14 protein-coding genes and 3 tRNA genes are annotated in these 15,696 nt (G+C 72.2%); 8 read left to right on the forward strand and 9 right to left on the reverse strand.

Annotated elements, in window-relative coordinates; all coding sequences use genetic code 11:
- Nucleotides 1-8 precede the first annotated feature (8 nt).
- The 3 genes from ACFV9T_RS24780 to ACFV9T_RS24790 all read left to right on the forward strand — a co-directional run bounded on the left by ACFV9T_RS24780 (nt 9) and on the right by ACFV9T_RS24790 (nt 4,597).
- Entirely contained in the window at nt 9-1,859 is a 1,851-nt protein-coding gene (locus ACFV9T_RS24780) for a hypothetical protein (RefSeq protein WP_385443989.1), read from the forward strand.
- Between the two features lie 282 nt (nt 1,860-2,141).
- On the forward strand, nt 2,142-3,605 hold the full coding sequence (locus tag ACFV9T_RS24785) for a N,N-dimethylformamidase beta subunit family domain-containing protein (RefSeq protein WP_385443991.1): 1,464 nt from the start codon (nt 2,142-2,144) through the stop codon (nt 3,603-3,605).
- Nucleotides 3,606-3,676: 71 nt separating this feature from the next.
- Nucleotides 3,677-4,597: a phosphoribosylaminoimidazolesuccinocarboxamide synthase gene (locus ACFV9T_RS24790; protein WP_385443993.1), complete on the forward strand. Its 921-nt coding sequence runs from the start codon at nt 3,677-3,679 to the stop codon at nt 4,595-4,597.
- A 55-nt stretch (nt 4,598-4,652) separates the two neighbouring features.
- On the opposite strand, the gene ACFV9T_RS24795 is transcribed toward ACFV9T_RS24790, so the two are convergent.
- The 8 genes from ACFV9T_RS24795 to ACFV9T_RS24830 form a co-directional block, all read right to left on the reverse strand.
- Nucleotides 4,653-4,728: transfer RNA gene (locus tag ACFV9T_RS24795), tRNA-Gly, on the reverse strand.
- 90 nt (nt 4,729-4,818) lie between these two features.
- Nucleotides 4,819-5,439 (reverse strand): response regulator transcription factor, encoded by a 621-nt coding sequence (locus tag ACFV9T_RS24800; protein WP_385443995.1) that lies wholly within the window; start codon nt 5,437-5,439, stop codon nt 4,819-4,821.
- Nucleotides 5,436-6,665 carry a sensor histidine kinase gene (locus tag ACFV9T_RS24805; RefSeq protein WP_385443997.1) on the reverse strand — a complete coding sequence of 410 codons (1,230 nt, stop codon included), beginning with the start codon at nt 6,663-6,665 and terminating at the stop codon, nt 5,436-5,438. Before ACFV9T_RS24805 ends, ACFV9T_RS24800 begins: the two co-directional genes overlap by 4 nt.
- 61 nt (nt 6,666-6,726) lie before the next feature.
- Nucleotides 6,727-7,545 (reverse strand): ABC transporter permease, encoded by an 819-nt coding sequence (locus tag ACFV9T_RS24810; protein ID WP_385443998.1) that lies wholly within the window; start codon nt 7,543-7,545, stop codon nt 6,727-6,729.
- On the reverse strand, nt 7,542-8,573 hold the full coding sequence (locus ACFV9T_RS24815) for an ABC transporter ATP-binding protein (protein WP_385444000.1): 1,032 nt from the start codon (nt 8,571-8,573) through the stop codon (nt 7,542-7,544). Before ACFV9T_RS24815 ends, ACFV9T_RS24810 begins: the two co-directional genes overlap by 4 nt.
- 139 nt (nt 8,574-8,712) lie before the next feature.
- Nucleotides 8,713-8,788 (reverse strand) — tRNA-Gly (locus tag ACFV9T_RS24820).
- 78 nt (nt 8,789-8,866) lie between these two features.
- A tRNA-Gly gene (locus ACFV9T_RS24825) sits at nt 8,867-8,938 on the reverse strand.
- Nucleotides 8,939-9,053: 115 nt separating this feature from the next.
- Nucleotides 9,054-9,371, reverse strand: coding sequence for an Lsr2 family protein (locus tag ACFV9T_RS24830; RefSeq protein ID WP_385444001.1), 318 nt, complete (start codon nt 9,369-9,371; stop codon nt 9,054-9,056).
- Between the two features lie 294 nt (nt 9,372-9,665).
- Here ACFV9T_RS24830 and purS point away from each other — a divergent pair, with 294 nt between their 5' ends.
- From purS to purL, 3 genes are read left to right on the forward strand one after another with little or no spacing between them, the layout of a single operon-like run.
- Nucleotides 9,666-9,944 (forward strand): phosphoribosylformylglycinamidine synthase subunit PurS, encoded by a 279-nt coding sequence (purS, locus tag ACFV9T_RS24835; protein WP_385444003.1) that lies wholly within the window; start codon nt 9,666-9,668, stop codon nt 9,942-9,944.
- On the forward strand, nt 9,941-10,621 hold the full coding sequence (purQ, locus tag ACFV9T_RS24840) for a phosphoribosylformylglycinamidine synthase subunit PurQ (protein ID WP_385444005.1): 681 nt from the start codon (nt 9,941-9,943) through the stop codon (nt 10,619-10,621). The genes purS and purQ overlap by 4 nt, the downstream gene beginning before the upstream one ends.
- Nucleotides 10,618-12,867 carry a phosphoribosylformylglycinamidine synthase subunit PurL gene (gene purL, locus ACFV9T_RS24845; protein ID WP_385444007.1) on the forward strand — a complete coding sequence of 750 codons (2,250 nt, stop codon included), beginning with the start codon at nt 10,618-10,620 and terminating at the stop codon, nt 12,865-12,867. The genes purQ and purL overlap by 4 nt, the downstream gene beginning before the upstream one ends.
- Nucleotides 12,868-12,925: 58 nt before the next feature.
- On the opposite strand, the gene ACFV9T_RS24850 is transcribed toward purL, so the two are convergent.
- On the reverse strand, nt 12,926-13,324 hold the full coding sequence (locus ACFV9T_RS24850) for a nuclear transport factor 2 family protein (protein ID WP_385444008.1): 399 nt from the start codon (nt 13,322-13,324) through the stop codon (nt 12,926-12,928).
- A 93-nt stretch (nt 13,325-13,417) separates the two neighbouring features.
- On the opposite strand from ACFV9T_RS24850, the gene ACFV9T_RS24855 reads away from it, so the two are divergent.
- Both ACFV9T_RS24855 and purF read left to right on the forward strand, forming a co-directional pair.
- Nucleotides 13,418-14,023 (forward strand): sterol carrier family protein, encoded by a 606-nt coding sequence (locus ACFV9T_RS24855; RefSeq protein ID WP_385444010.1) that lies wholly within the window; start codon nt 13,418-13,420, stop codon nt 14,021-14,023.
- Between the two features lie 94 nt (nt 14,024-14,117).
- A complete protein-coding gene (purF, locus tag ACFV9T_RS24860; protein WP_385444012.1) occupies nt 14,118-15,677 on the forward strand; it encodes an amidophosphoribosyltransferase in 1,560 nt (519 codons plus the stop codon).
- The last annotated feature ends 19 nt before the right edge of the window (nt 15,678-15,696 follow it).

Consider the following 15,696-nt stretch of genomic DNA (forward strand, 5'->3'; position numbering starts at 1 on the left):
TGGGGGTGATGAGAACCGTGGCAGGTCCGGAAGCAGGTGCACTGGCGGCACGCGCCCGTGCCCTCGCCGTACTGCGTATCCGGGGCGCCGCGCTCGCGGTCGCCCTCCTTCCGGCCGCGGTGGCGGTCGTGCTGCTGGCGGGCAGCGCCACCGGGCGCATCGGCGGCGGATCGCACGACGAGGGCTGGTCGGCGCTGCGCTGGGCGGTGATCGGCGGTGCCCTGCTGGTCCTGCTGCTGGCGGCGGGGGTGGCCGCGGTGGTCGTCCGGGCGAAACCGGCCCTGACCCCCACGGTGCCCATCGCCGAGGAGACGGCCCCGGATCTGTACCGGCTGGTCCGCGACCTCGCGGAGCGGCTGGAGGTGCCCGCGCCGTCCGCGATAGCGCTCACCCCGGACTGCGACAGCTGGCTGGAGGACCGCGCCCATCCGGCGCACGGCCGTGACGGCGAGGACCGGCCCCCGTCCGGGGAGTCCCGCGCGGTGCACACCGTGGGCCCGCCGGCTCCCACGGACGACCGCGTCGCCGGACGGTCCCGGGTGGACCGGCGGGAGCGCCATGCCCCCCGGCCCCCGGTCCTGGTGATCGGATCGCCGTTCCTGTGGTGGATGCGGGTCGCCGAGCTGCGCGCGCTGCTCGCGCCCGTGGTGGCGGGCACCGGCCCCTCCGTCCACCCCGACATAGCCGCCGCCCGGCGCTTCGTGCGCGGGCTGGACGCCGCCGTGGCGGTCGCCGCCTCCCGCGACGACGACCCGGCGAGCGGCGGCACCCCCGGCGGCCCGCTGGGCCGGGCCGTCCGCCGCCCCGCCCTCGCCTTCGTCGGCTGGACCGCCCGGCTGCTGCTGCGCGGCTGCCGGGACCACGCCGCCCAGATGGAGCGCGCGGTCGCCGCGGCCGCCTCCGAGCGGGCCCAGGCGGTCGACTACGGGCTGCGGATCGTCGCCCAGGAGCAGGTGGGCCTCGCCTACGCGGGCTGGGACCGGCTGCTGACCCGGGTCGCGCTGCCCGCCTGGCGGATGGGCCGCTGGCCGTCCCGGCTGGACGCGGGCGTGGTGGCGGCGCTGACCGAGCTGTCCCGCCGGGACCGGCTCGCCGAGGGCTTCGCCTCCCGGCTCAGCGAGCGGCCCGCCTGTGATCTGCTGGAGGAGCCCGGGCTGATCGACGAGGCCACGTCGCTGCTGGCCGCGCGGCTCTTCCACGGCGGCCCCCCGGAACCGGGCCCGGACTGGTCCCCGGTCGACTGGGCGCAGTATCCGGAGGAGGTCGTGGACCGCAAATGGCGCCAGGAGGCCGCCCGCCTCCACCGGGTCCTCGACGAGCGCACCGACCCGTCAGGACCGCCGCCGACCCCCGCGAGCACCCCCACGCCGCCGACCCTGGCCCGGGTCATGGACCGGCTCACCGCCCCCGACCCCGCCCCTGATCCCGATCTCGGCCCCGGCACCGAAGGCCTCGGCGACGACCTGGCCGCCCGGCTCACCGTGGAGCTGGCCCGCGAGGAGGCCGCCGCCCACCGGGCCACCGCACAGGCCCGCCAGGCCCGTACGGCGGAGGGCGCGGGCGGCGACCCCTGGATCGACGGGTTCGCGCCGCTGCTCCCGCTCCAGCCGCCCCGTACCGGCCGTGAGCTGCTCGCCGACCATGTGACCGCGATGGTCTGCTGCGCCGCCGTGGACACCGCGGGCGCGGCCCCCGGCCTGGACTGGCTCGACGGCCCGGTGCTCCTGGTGGGCGGCCGCCGCCGCGCCGATCTGTCCCATCCGGTGCTGACCCTCGTGGAGGACGGCGACGCGGCCCCGCTGCGCAGCTGGCTCGCCGAGGTGGGCGTCCGCCCCGAGAAGCCGGTCCGGCTCGTCTGAACTCGTCCCGACTCATCCGAACTCCTTCCGAACCACAACGGATTCGTCGGTTCCAGTAGGTCCCGTCCCGAAAAATTCACGACGATCGGTGACGGAGTGGGTGCGTAATGTGATGTGCTGGGACCGGTCGCTGCCACCCGGCCCAGCGGACCCGGCCCACCGGCCCGGTCCACCGAACCGGACCCGCGGAACCGGACCCACAAGGTCCGGCCCGGCGGGACGGGAACGCACGGCAGCGAGGCGGGGAGACGCCGCCGGGGCACGCAGGGGAGGGGAACGAGGATGGGGACGGACCAGATCCGGCGCTGGGAGTCCGGTGCGCTGGCCCACGGGGTGACGGATCCTTTCGGCCAGGGCCCGCTGCCCTGGCTGCGCACCAGCGAGAACTACGTCGACGACACGGGCCGGGTGGTCCCCTGGTACGTGGACCAGGCCCACACCCCCGGGGCCACGGTCAGGATCCCCGGCCCGCGCACCGCCGACGATGTGCGCCGCCAGATCAAGGGCTTCGCCTCGACCTCCGCCGCCGCCCCCGGCGAGGCCATCGACTTCCGCATCACGGTCGACCCGCCGCAGCAGTTCGGCGTGGACATCTACCGCATCGGCCACTACGGCGGCCACGGCGCGTCGAAAATCACCACCAGCCCGCGGCTGTCCGGCATCGTGCAGCCGCCGCCGCTCACCGCCGACCGCACCGTCTCCTGCCACCACTGGTGGCTGTCCTGGCGGCTGCAGATCCCCTCGTACTGGAAGCTCGGCGCGTATGTGGCCGTGCTCACCACCGTGGACGGCTACCGCAGCCACATCCCGTTCACGGTCCGCGACCGCCGCCCCGCCGACCTGCTCCTGGTCCTGCCCGACTTCACCTGGCAGGCGTACAACCTCTACCCGGAGGACGGCCGCACCGGCGCCAGCCTCTACCACGCCTGGGACGAGCGGGGGCGGCTGCTCGGCGAGTCCGAGGCGGCCGTCACGGTCTCCTTCGACCGGCCGTACGCGGGCGCGGGGCTCCCGCTCCACGTGGGCCACGCGTACGACTTCATCCGCTGGGCCGAGCGCTACGGCTACGACCTGGCCTACGCCGAGACCCGCGATCTGCACGCCGGAAGCGTCGACCCCTCCCGCTACCGGGGCCTGGTCTTCCCCGGCCACGACGAGTACTGGTCGGCCGGGATGCGGCGCACCGCCGAGCGGGCCCGGGACGGCGGCACCTCGCTGGTCTTCCTCTCCGCGAACACCATGTACTGGCAGGTCGAGCTGGCCCCCTCGCCCTCCGGCCCGGACCGCCTGCTGACCTGCCGCAAGCGCCGAGGCCCCGGCCGCCCCGCGCTGTGGCGCGAGGCGGCGCCCGAGCAGCAGCTGATGGGCATCCAGTACGGGGGCCGGGTGCCCGAACCGAGACCGCTGATCGTGCGCAACGGCGGCCACTGGCTGTGGGAGGCCACCGGCGCGGCCGAGGGCGACGAGCTGCCCGGGCTGGTCGCGGGCGAGGCCGACCGCTACTTCCCGCGCACCCCGCTCCCCGACCACCTGCGCCGCATCCTGCTCGCCCACTCCCCGTACGAGGACGGCGAGGGCACCACCCGCCACCAGGACACCTCCCTCTACCGCGCCCCGAGTGGCGCGCTGGTCTTCGCCTCCGGCACCTTTGCCTGGTCTCCGGCGCTGGACCGGCCGGGGCACCGGGATGAGCGGGTGCAGCGGGCCACGGCGAATCTGCTGGACCGCATCTGCAAGCGGGCGTGAGGGGCAGCGCGGCGCGATCGAGGACGTGGGGCAGAATCGTGGTGGCTTGGACAGAACCACCAGGAGGCAGCGTGTCCGGATTCGTCGAAAAGCCCGAACCGGTGGAGGTTCCGGGGCTTGAGCACCTGCACACCGGCAAGGTGCGCGACCTCTACCGGACCGAGCGGGGCGAACTCGTCATGGTCGCCAGCGACCGGATGTCCGCCTACGACTGGGTGCTGCCCACCGAGATCCCCGACAAGGGCCGGGTCCTCACCCAGCTCTCGCTGTGGTGGTTCGACCTGCTCGCCGACCTGGTCCCGCACCACGTCCTGTCCACCGAGCTGCCCCCCGGCGCCCCCGCCGACTGGCAGGGCCGCACCCTGGTCTGCCGCTCGCTGCGGATGCTCCCGGTCGAGGCCGTGGCCCGCGGCTACCTCACCGGCTCGGGCCTCGCCGAGTACGAGCGCGACCGCACGGTCTGCGGTCTCGCCCTGCCCGAGGGGCTGACCGACGGCTCCGAGCTGCCCACCCCGATCTTCACCCCGGCGACCAAGGCCGAGGTCGGCGAGCACGACGAGAACGTGTCGTACGAGGAGGTCGCCCGCAGGATCGGCGCCGAACCCGCCGCCAACCTGCGCCAGATCACCCTCGCCGTGTACGCCCGGGCCCGCGACATCGCCCGCGAGCGCGGCATCATCCTCGCCGACACCAAGTTCGAGTTCGGCTACGCGGAGGCGACCGCCGACACGGAGGGCGCCGAGCTGGTCCTGGCCGACGAGGTGCTGACCCCCGACTCGTCCCGCTTCTGGCCCGCCGACACCTGGCAGCCGGGCCGCGCCCAGCCGTCGTTCGACAAGCAGTACGTCCGCGACTGGCTGACCTCCCCGGCCTCCGGCTGGGACCGCCACAGCGAGCAGCCCCCGCCGCCGCTCCCGCAGGAGGTCGTGGAGCGGACGCGGTCGAAGTACATCGAGGCGTACGAGCGGCTGACCGGCATCAGCTGGTCGTAGACACGGCTCGGGGACACGACGAAGGCCCCGGTCGATGTGACCGGGGCTTTCGATCTGGAGCGGACGACGAGGCTCGAACTCGCGACCTCAACCTTGGCAAGGTTGCGCTCTACCAACTGAGCTACGTCCGCACGCGCCGCCGGTTTCCCGTTCGGTGCGCCTCTACTATAACCAAACCTCCGGCCGCCGCCACCACCACCCGGAACAAACCCGGACACCCCCTAGAGCCACCCCCGCTCGCGCGCCGCGCGGGCCGCCGCGTGGCGGTTCTCGGCGTGCAGCTTCGCCGCCGCCGCGGACAGATAGTTCCGTACCGTCCCCGGGGACAGCGCCGCCCGCCGGGCGATCTCCGCGATCGACGCCCCGTCGGCCGCCAGATCCAGCAGCTCCGTCTCGCGCGCGGTGAGCGGGGAGTCGCCCGCGCTGATCGCGTCCGCGGCCAGGTCGGGGTCCACGTACCGGCTGCCGCCGTGCACCGAACGGATGATCTCGGCCAGCTGCTGCGCCGAGGCCGTCTTCGGTACGAACCCCCGCGCCCCGGCCTCCAGCGCCCGCTTGAGGTGGCCCGGTTTGCCATGGCTGGTCACGATCATGGTCCGGCAGTCCGGCAGCTCGGACCGCAGCTCCGCCGCGACCCCGACCCCGTCCCGGCCCGGCATCTGGAGGTCCAGCACCGCCACATCGGGCCGGTGCGCCCGCGCCATCGCCAGCGCCTCCGGGCCGGACGCGGCCTCGGCGACCACCTGCAGATCGTCCTCCAGGGACAGCAGCGCGGCGAGCGCGCCGCGGATCAGATGCTCGTCGTCGGCGAGCAGCACCCGGATCACCCCGGCGTCGTTCATGCGGTGCCCTCCAGCGGGAGTTCGGCCCGCAGCCGGTACGTCCCGGCGCCGTCGCCGGGGCCGGATTCCAGCGTGCCGCCGAGCGCGGCGAGCCTCTCCCGCAGCCCCTTCAGCCCGCTGCCCCCGCCGGTCCCGGCACCGGCTTCCGCGGCCCCGTTCCCCGCCCCGGTACCGGCCCCCGTACCGGTCCGGGAACCCGTGGGCACCCCGTCGTTCTCCATCTCCAGCACCGCCGTCCCCGCCCGCACCCGGACCCGGACCGCGCACCGCGCGGCGTCCGCGTGCCGCAGCACATTCGTCGTCCCCTCACGGACCACCCACCCCAGCGCGGACCGCACCGCCTCGGGCAGCGGCGCCTCGCCGCCGTCCTCGGCCGGGCAGTCGACGCGGCAGTCGACCCGGGCCGCCCGCAGCACCGAGCGCGCCCCGGCCAGCTCCACCTGGAGATCCGCCTCCCGGTAGCCGCGTACCACGCCCCGGACCTCCATCTGGGTCTCGTGCGCGATCCGCTGCACCTCCACCATCTGGGTCACCGCCTCGGGCCGCTCGCGGCGGGCCAGCTGCACCGCCAGCTCGCTCTTGAGGGCGATCACCGCCAGGTTCCGGCCCATCACATCGTGCAGGTCACGGCCGAACCGCAGCCGTTCCTCCGCGACCGCCAGCCGCGCCTGCACCTTCCGGCTGGCGTCCACCTCGTACATCACGTGCAGGATCCACCCCGAGCAGCGGACCGTGAACAGACTCAGGCCACTGGTGATGGCGAGCCCGAAGACGGACCCCACCGCTGCGGCGGCCCCCGGCAGGACCGCGGCCTCCGCCACGGCCACCGCCGCCGCGACCCCCGCGTGCAGGGCGACGAAGGTACGGACCGGCATCAGCAGCGCGCATCCCAGGGCGAACGGCCCCACGCTGAGCACGGCGAACCGGATGGCCGACGCCGAGTTGTACGGCTCGCCGGTCGCCTGGAGCGCGAGCCCGGCAGCCAGTCCCACCGCGGCCAGGAGGGCGGAGAGCGCGGGCAGTCGCGGGCCCACCGGGCGGCCGTGCAGATAGTGGTCGAGCCCCTGCCGGAACAGCGCCATGGTGACCAGGTTCTGCGCCACGGACAGCCCCAGCAGCGACCACATCAGCGGGGGCGGCGCGTCCCGCAGCCTCAGCACGTCGGTCGCCCCCAGCTGGAAGAACCACGGGACCGCGTACAGCGTCCACCGGGTGAACAGCTCCACCCGCGTCAGCCGGGTACCCCTGCGCCATCGCCCTATCACGAACCCCGAATCCCCTCGCTCGTCAGCGCCGCGGTTCCCAGGGGAACCGCTTCCGCACGGCCCACCCTGCCAGTACCGTCCAGGCCAGCGCCGTCGCGAGGGCGCCCAGGGCCTCGCCCGCGCTCATGTCGCCGGTCCAGCCCGCCCGTACGAGGTCGATCACCGGGGTCAGCGGCAACCGCTCGCACACCGAGGCCACCTGGTCCGGCATCACCTCGAGCGGCACGAACATCCCGCAGGCCACCATCGAGATCATCATCATCGGCACCGGGGTCAGCTGCGCGGATTCCGCGGTCTTGGTGAACGCGGCGGTCGCGGCGGCCAGCATCACCATCTGCACCACACCGGCCGCGATACCGATGACGGCCAGCTGCGGGGCCTTCGGCGCGGAGATGTCGAGCGCGACGCTCACCGAGACGATCAGCAGCACGCATTGGGCGAGCCCGAGCAGAACGGCGGGGAGCGCGGACCCGGCCAGGATCTCCTGGTCGGTCAGCTCCCCGGCGCGCAGCCGCTTGAGGACGCGTTCCTCACGGCGGATCACATAGACGCCGACCAGGTTCATGTAGACGGCCAGGACCAGGGCCATGCCGATCGAACCGGGCAGCAGCATCGTGCCCAGGTCCAGCCCGGTCCCCTTGAGGTCGACGCCGTCGACGGCCGTCTTCATGCTGTACGTGAGCATGCCGGGCAGCAGCAGCGCGTACGTCAGCGCGGCCCTGTTGCGGGCCAGCAGGGTCAGTTCGCCGCGGGCCAGCGCGAACACCCGGCGCCGCGCGGTGACTGGTGCGGCGGTGGCGGTCGTGGCGCCCGCGGCTCGCGTGGTGGTCGTGGTGGTCACTGCGCTACCCCCTGTGCCGTGCCGACCTGTGCGGTCTCGCGCTGTGCCGCGCCGTCCTGTGCTGTGCCGTCCTGTGCCGTATCGCCCTGTTCGGTGTCGACCGTGCTCGCGATGTGCAGGAACGCCTCCTCCAGCGAGGCCGACCGGGCGTCGAGCCCGCTCAGCCCGATCCGCCGCTGCCGCGCCCACAGCAGCAACTCGGTGGCGGTCTGCTGCAGGTCATGGGTGCGCAGCCGTACGGCCTGGCCCATCGAGTCCCGTTCGAGGGCGCCCAGCGCGACGGGCGGGGGCAGTTCGCCGGGGGAGACGCCGTCGGGAAGGGTGAACGAGAGCCGCGAGGGCCGCTCGGCCACGATGTCCGCGACCCGCCCCGAGGTGGCGATCCGCCCCGCGTGCATGATCGCGAGCCGGTCGGCCAGCGCCTCGGCCTCCTCCAGGTAATGCGTGGTCAGCAGCACCGTGGTGCCCTGGTCGCGCAGGGTGTGCACCAGCGCCCAGGTGTCCCGGCGGCCCTCGGCGTCCAGCCCGGTGGTCGGCTCGTCGAGGAACAGCACCTCGGGGCGGCCGAGCAGCGCGAGCGCCAGGTCCAGCCGCCGCCGCTCGCCGCCGGAGAGCATCTTGACCCGTACGTCCGCCCGGCCCGACAGCCCCACCAGCTCCAGGCTCTCCCCGACCGGCCGGGCGCCGCTGGTGCAGCCCGCCCACATCCGCGCGGTCTCGGCGACCGTCAGTTCGGAGGGCAGGCCGCCCTCCTGGAGCATCATCCCGATCCGCGGCCGCACCTTCCCCCGCTCCCGGTACGGGTCGTGGCCGAGGACCCGGACCGCGCCGCCGGTCGGGGCGGCGAGCCCCTCCAGCAGTTCGACGGTGGAGGTCTTGCCCGCGCCGTTCGTCCCCAGCAGCGCGAACAGCTCCCCGCGCGCCACCGAGAACGAGACGCCCCGCACCGCGTCGTACCCCCGGGCCCCGCTCGGCCCGTACCTCCGCCGCAGCCCGTCGACCGCGATCGCGCTCTCTGTCACATCCATGGATCCAGGCTTTCGCCGCCCGGGGAGCGCTTGTAGTGCGCGCTGTCATCAGCCCGGATGACAAATGTCATCGGGGCGCGGGGCCGGACGCCAAAAGGCTTGAGGCGCCGGTCGATTCGACCGGCGCCTCAAGCCTCTGTGGAGCGGACGACGAGGTTCGAACTCGCGACCTCAACCTTGGCAAGGTTGCGCTCTACCAACTGAGCTACGTCCGCATGCCTCCGACCGGCTTTCACCGATCGGCGCGCGCAACACTCTACCGGATCTCCCGAAGGTGAACGAAGAGTGATGAGAGCGGGTGACAGGGATCGCACACTGCGCCTCCCCCTTGGAAAGGGGGCGCTCTACTACTGAGCTACACCCGCATGGTGTGTTCCTCGGGGCTTTGGCCTTTCGGCCTCGCCCCTCGGCGTGCTCCAGACTCTAGCGGACCACCCGGGGTGTTGTGCAACTCGGCTGAACGCCGCCTGAACGAGTGGTTCAGCGGGACTCGTTGAAGGCTTCGTAGACCTTCTTGGGGATGCGCCCGCGCGGCGGCACCTCCATGCCGTGCGACCGGGCCCAGGCGCGCACCGCGGCCGGGTCCGGGGCCACCGAGGTGCGGCGGTAGGTCTTGCCGGAGCGGGACCGCTTGCGGCCGGCCTCCACGAACGGGGCGAGGGCGTCGCGAAGTTTCGACGCATTGGCGGAGGTGAGGTCGATCTCGTACGACTTGCCGTCCAGACCGAACGTGACCGTCTCCTCGGCAGCCCCTCCGTCGATGTCATCGGAGAGCGTGACTACTACGCGCTGTGCCACGGATATCGGTCCTTTCGGGCTGCATCGTTGCGTTGACGTGCAAAGATGTCAGCTGTCCAGTTGTTAGCGAACAATGCTTTTTCATTTGTACAGCGACCGGCATTGCATTGTGAAGCCCCGGTAATTCCGTCAGCGTGTCACATCACAATCCGGACGACGTGTTTTTGCTGGATCTTTCCCTGGTAGTTGATGTGCAAGCGTGCCCCCGAAAGGCTATCTACTCGCGTAGATTTTGTCGCGGGGTAGGCTTGGGCCACCGCCTTACGCACCAGCACCACACCATCGGGAGTGCCAGTGGCACGCGTCGTAGTCGACGTCATGCTCAAGCCGGAGATCCTCGACCCCCAGGGCCAGGCGGTGCAGCGCGCACTGCCCCGCCTCGGTTTCGAGGGCATCGCCGACGTCCGTCAGGGCAAGCGCTTCGAACTCGAAGTGGAGGGTCCGGTCGACGACGCCGCCCTCGCCCGTATCCACGAGATCGCCGAAACCTTCCTCGCCAACACCGTGATCGAGGACTTCGATGTGAAGGTCGAGGCCGCCGAGGCCGACGCCACCGCAAAGGCGGAGTCGTGACCGCACGCGTCGGAGTCGTCACTTTCCCCGGAACCCTCGACGACCGCGACACCCAGCGCGCGGTCCGTATCGCCGGTCTCGAACCCGTACCGCTGTGGCACCGCGACAAGGGCCTCCAGCAGGTCGACGCGGTGATCCTGCCGGGCGGCTTCTCGTACGGCGACTATCTGCGAGCCGGCGCGATCTCCCGCTTCTCCCCGGTAATGGAGACCGTCATCGCCCAGGCGAAGGCGGGTATGCCGGTGCTTGGCATCTGCAATGGGTTCCAGGTCCTCACCGAGACCCATCTGCTGCCCGGTGCGATGCTGCGGAACAACCATCTGCACTTCATCTGCCGCGACCAGAAGTTGCGAGTGGAAAACGCGGAGACGGCCTGGACCCGCTCGTATGAGCAGGGCCAGGAGATCAACATCCCGCTGAAGAACATCGACGGCCGCTATGTCGCCGACGAGCGCGTCCTCGATGAACTCGAGGCCGAGGGGCGCGTCGTCTTCCGCTATCAGGAGCTGAACCCCAACGGCTCCCTGCGCGACATCGCCGGGATCTCCAATGCGGAGGGCAATGTCGTCGGCCTCATGCCGCACCCCGAGCACGCCGTCGAGCCGCTGATCGGCACCGGTCGCACGGACGGTCTCGGCTTCTTCACCTCGATCCTCAAGAGGCTGGTCAGCGCATGACCCTGGACACCACCAAGCACGCCGCCCAGACCCCGGACACCGCGCAGCCCTGGGCCGACCTGGGACTGAAGCAGGACGAGTACGAGCGCATCCGCGCCATCCTGGAGCGCCGGCCCACCGGCGCCGAGCTGGCCATGTACTCCGTCATGTGGTCCGAGCACTGCTCGTACAAGTCGAGCAAGGTCCATCTGCGGCAGTTCGGCGAGAAGGCCCCGGAGACCGACGCCCTGCTCGTCGGCATCGGCGAGAACGCGGGCGTGGTCGACGTCGGCCAGGGGTACGCGGTCACCTTCAAGGTCGAGTCGCACAACCACCCCTCGTACGTCGAGCCCTACCAGGGCGCGGCCACCGGCGTCGGCGGCATCGTCCGCGACATCCTCGCGATGGGCGCCCGCCCGGTCGCCGTCATGGACCCGCTGCGCTTCGGCGCCGCCGACCACCCCGACACCAAGCGGGTGCTGCCCGGTGTCGTCGCGGGCATCGGCGGCTACGGCAACTGCCTGGGCCTGCCCAACATCGGCGGCGAGGTCGTCTTCGACCCCTGCTACCAGGGGAACCCGCTGGTCAACGCCCTGTGCGTGGGCGTCATGAAGCACGAGGACATCCACCTGGCCAAGGCGTCCGGTACGGGCAACAAGGTCATCCTCTACGGCGCCCGCACCGGTGGCGACGGCATCGGCGGCGTCTCCGTGCTCGCCTCCGAGACCTTCGACGACTCGAAGCCCACCAAGCGCCCCGCCGTCCAGGTCGGCGACCCGTTCCAGGAGAAGCTGCTCATCGAGTGCACCCTGGAGATCTTCAAGGAAGACCTGGTCGAGGGCATCCAGGACCTCGGCGGCGCCGGTCTGTCCTGCGCCACCAGCGAGCTGGCCAGCGCCGGTTCCGGCGGCATGCGCGTCGAGCTCGACACCGTGCCGCTGCGCGACTCCTCGCTCTCCCCCGAGGAGATCCTGATGAGCGAGTCGCAGGAGCGCATGTGCGCGATCGTGACGCCGGAGAAGGCCGACCGCTTCCTGGAGATCTGCGAGAAGTGGGACGTCATCGCCACCGTGATCGGTGAGGTCACCGACGGCGAGCGGCTGGAGATCTTCTGGCACGGCGAGCAGATCGTGGACGTGCCGCCGCGCACCGTCGCCCACGAGGGCCCGGTGTACGAGCGCCCGTACGCCCGCCCCGCCTGGCAGGACACCCTCCAGGCCGACGACGCGGGCAAGCTGCCCCGCCCGGCCACCGGGGACGAGCTGCGCGCGCAGGTGCTGCGCGTGATCTCCTCCCCGAACCAGGCGTCCAAGTCCTGGGTCACCGACCAGTACGACCGCTTCGTGCAGGGCAACACGATCCTCGCCCAGCCGGAGGACTCCGGCATGGTCCGGGTCGACGAGGAGACCGGGCTCGGCGTCGCCGTCGCCACCGACGGCAACGGCCGCTACGCCAAGCTCGACCCGTACGCGGGCGCGCAGCTCGCCCTCGCCGAGTCGTACCGCAACGTCGCCGCGTCCGGCGCCAAGCCGCTCGCGATCTCCAACTGCCTCAACTTCGGCTCGCCGGAGGACCCCGCGGTCATGTGGCAGTTCGCGGAGGCCACCCGGGGCCTGGCGGACGGCTGCCAGACCCTGGGCACCCCGGTCACCGGCGGCAACGTCTCCCTCTACAACCAGACCGGGGAGACCGCCATCCACCCGACGCCCGTCGTCGCCGTCCTCGGCGTGATCGACGACGTCGCGCGGCGCACGCCCATGGCGTTCGCCGAGGAGGGCCAGCTGCTCTACCTGCTCGGCGACACCGCCGAGGAGTTCGGCGGCTCGGCCTGGTCGCAGGTGGTCCACGACCACCTCGGCGGACTGCCGCCGAAGGTGGACCTGGAGCGCGAGCGGCTGCTCGCCGAGATCCTGATCTCGGCCTCCCGCGACGGCATGGTGGACGCGGCCCACGACCTGTCGGACGGCGGCCTCATCCAGGCCGTGACCGAGTCGTGCCTGCGCGGCGGCAAGGGCGCCCGGATCGTCGTCCCCGACGGCACGGACCCCTTCGTGCTGCTGTTCTCCGAGTCCGCCGGCCGGGCCGTGGTGTCCGTACCGCGCAGCGAGGAGATCCGCTTCAACGACATGTGCGGGGCGCGCGGGCTCCCCGCGACCCGGATCGGTGTCGTGGACGGCGAGACGATCGACGTCCAGGGCCAGTTCTCGATCCCGCTCGCGGAGCTGCGGGAGCCCTACGAGGCGACCATCCCGGCCCTGCTGGCCTGAGCCTGAGCACCCGCGCGTGGCCCCGCCCCGGTGGCGGGGCCACACGCGTGCTCCGGGATCACTTCCCCCAGAAGGCGTTGGCGGCGTCGATGTCCTCGACGCACTGGTCGATGTCGGTGATCTTCCCGTCGACGATGGTGAAGAACAGCCCGGTCTCCATGTCCATCGTGCGGTTGCCGCGCTCGGCGCGGACGTGGTGGCCGGAGATCACGTGCCCGCGCCCGTCGGGCATCACCGTCTGCAGGTCGACCCGCAGCGTGCCACCGGTCTCCTCGTACTCGGTGCGCCACAGGTTCATACACGCGTCGCGGCCCTTGTGATGTCCGGAGATCGCGTTGTCACCGGGCACATGCTGGACGACGTCCGCCGTCACCAGCGTGGAGAGGGTGTCCAGGTCGCCCTGCTGGAACGCGGTGCACGCACGGCGCACCACGGCGGCATCGGGGTGCTCGGCCATGGTCATTCACACCTTTCGTACCCATAGATAGCTCTTTATCCCCTTTGCTCCATCCTCCGTCGAGCCCGCCCGGCTGTCGATAGGCTCGGCGCCATGCCGCCCCGTGCCCGCGCCCGCGCCCGTACGTACGACCCCGCCAAGACCCGCGCCGCCGTGGCCGCGCAGCTGCGGCACATCCAGGACGCCGTGCGCGGGCTGGACGAGGAGCGGCTCGGGGCGCCCACCCGGACCGGCGGCCGGTCGGTCCGCGAGCTGATCGCGCGGCTGCCTACCGAGGCCGAAGACGATGACCGGCTGGCCGCCCGCTGCGCCGAGCTGGTCGTACGGACCGACGATCTGGCGGCGGCCACGGGCCTGGACGTGCCGTACGACCGCCAGGCGCTGGCCACCGCCGTCCGGGTGCTGGCCGACGCCCTCGCGGCGAAGGCGCCCGGCGGGTCGGTCGAGCTGCGCGTCCCGCCGTTCGCCGTCGTGCAGTGCGTGGAGGGCCCCCGGCACACCCGCGGCACCCCGCCGAACGTCGTCGAGACGGACCCGCTGACCTGGGTCCGGCTGGCCGCCGGACGGATCGGCTGGGACGAGGCGCTGGAGGCCGCCGACGTCATGGCGAGCGGCGAGCGCGCCGACCTCTCCGGATATCTCCCCGTGCTCGCGCCGGACGGAGACATCGCAGGTCAGAGCGGGTTCGGCGGGCGCTGAAAGAGGCCGGGCGCGGGCGTCGGTAAATGTGACATACGCCCCCCATCGGGTCCCTCGTTCGGCCGCACCGCCGAACTGGCCTAGACTCGATGCCGTGCCACGTGGTGACGGACGACTCAGCCACGACCTGCTCCCCGGTGAGAAGGGCCCCCAGGACGCTTGCGGCGTCTTCGGAGTCTGGGCGCCGGGTGAAGAGGTCGCCAAACTCACCTATTTCGGGCTGTACGCGCTGCAGCACCGCGGTCAGGAGTCCGCGGGTATCGCAGTGAGCAACGGCTCCCAGATTCTCGTCTTCAAGGACATGGGTCTGGTCTCGCAAGTCTTCGACGAGACCTCCCTCGGCTCCCTGCTGGGCCACATCGCGGTCGGTCATGCCCGCTACTCCACCACCGGAGCCTCGGTGTGGGAGAACGCGCAGCCGACGTTCCGGGCGACCGCCCACGGCTCGATCGCGCTGGGCCACAACGGGAATCTGGTCAACACCGCCGAGCTGGCGGAACTGGTCGAGGCCCTGCCCAGAGACAAGGGCCGGGCCACCCAGGTCGCGGCCACCAACGACACCGACCTGGTCACCGCCCTGCTCGCGGGGCAGGTAGACGAGGACGGCAAGGCGCTCACCGTCGAGCAGGCCGCCCCGATCGTGCTGCCGAAGGTCAAGGGCGCTTTCAGCCTCTGCTTCATGGACGAGCACACGCTGTACGCCGCCCGGGACCCCCAGGGCATCCGCCCGCTGGTGCTCGGCCGCCTGGAGCGCGGCTGGGTGGTGGCGTCCGAGACGGCGGCCCTCGACATCGTGGGCGCGTCCTTCATCCGGGAGATCGAGCCCGGCGAGATGGTCGCGATCGACGAGAACGGCCTGCGCTCCACGACCTTCGCCGACGCCCGGCCCAAGGGCTGCGTCTTCGAGTACGTGTACCTGGCGCGCCCCGACACCGACATCGCGGGTCGCAACGTCTACCTCTCGCGCGTCGAGATGGGCCGCAAGCTGGCCAAGGAGGCCCCGGCCGACGCGGACCTCGTCATAGCGACGCCGGAGTCCGGCACCCCGGCCGCCGTCGGGTACGCCGAGGCGAGCGGGATCCCGTACGGCTCCGGGCTGGTCAAGAACAGCTACGTCGGCCGGACCTTCATCCAGCCCTCGCAGACCATCCGGCAGCTCGGCATCCGGCTGAAGCTGAACCCCCTCAAGGAGGTCATCCGGGGCAAGCGGCTGGTGGTCGTGGACGACTCGATCGTCCGCGGCAACACCCAGCGCGCCCTGGTGCGGATGCTCCGCGAGGCCGGTGCGCTCGAAGTGCACATCCGGATCAGCAGCCCGCCCATCAAGTGGCCCTGCTTCTTCGGCATCGACTTCGCGACCCGCGCCGAGCTGATCGCCAACGGTCTGTCGACCGAGGAGATCGGCAAGTCGCTGGGGGCCGACTCCCTCGCGTACATCTCCACGGACGGCATGATCGAGGCGACCACGATCGCCAAGCCGAATCTGTGCCGCGCCTGCTTCGACGGCGAGTACCCGATGGACCTGCCGGACCCGGAGCTGCTCGGCAAGCATCTGCTGGAGGCCGAGACCTCGGTCCCGAGCAGTGCCGACGCCGACGGCGTGCGGACGCTGACCGCCGGTGTCGGCGGCGCCGACGCGCTCCGCCGGCCTTAAGGCCCCCGGCCCTCGTACG

The organism is Streptomyces sp. NPDC059850 (assembly GCF_042731515.1).
GTDB lineage: Bacteria > Actinomycetota > Actinomycetes > Streptomycetales > Streptomycetaceae > Streptomyces.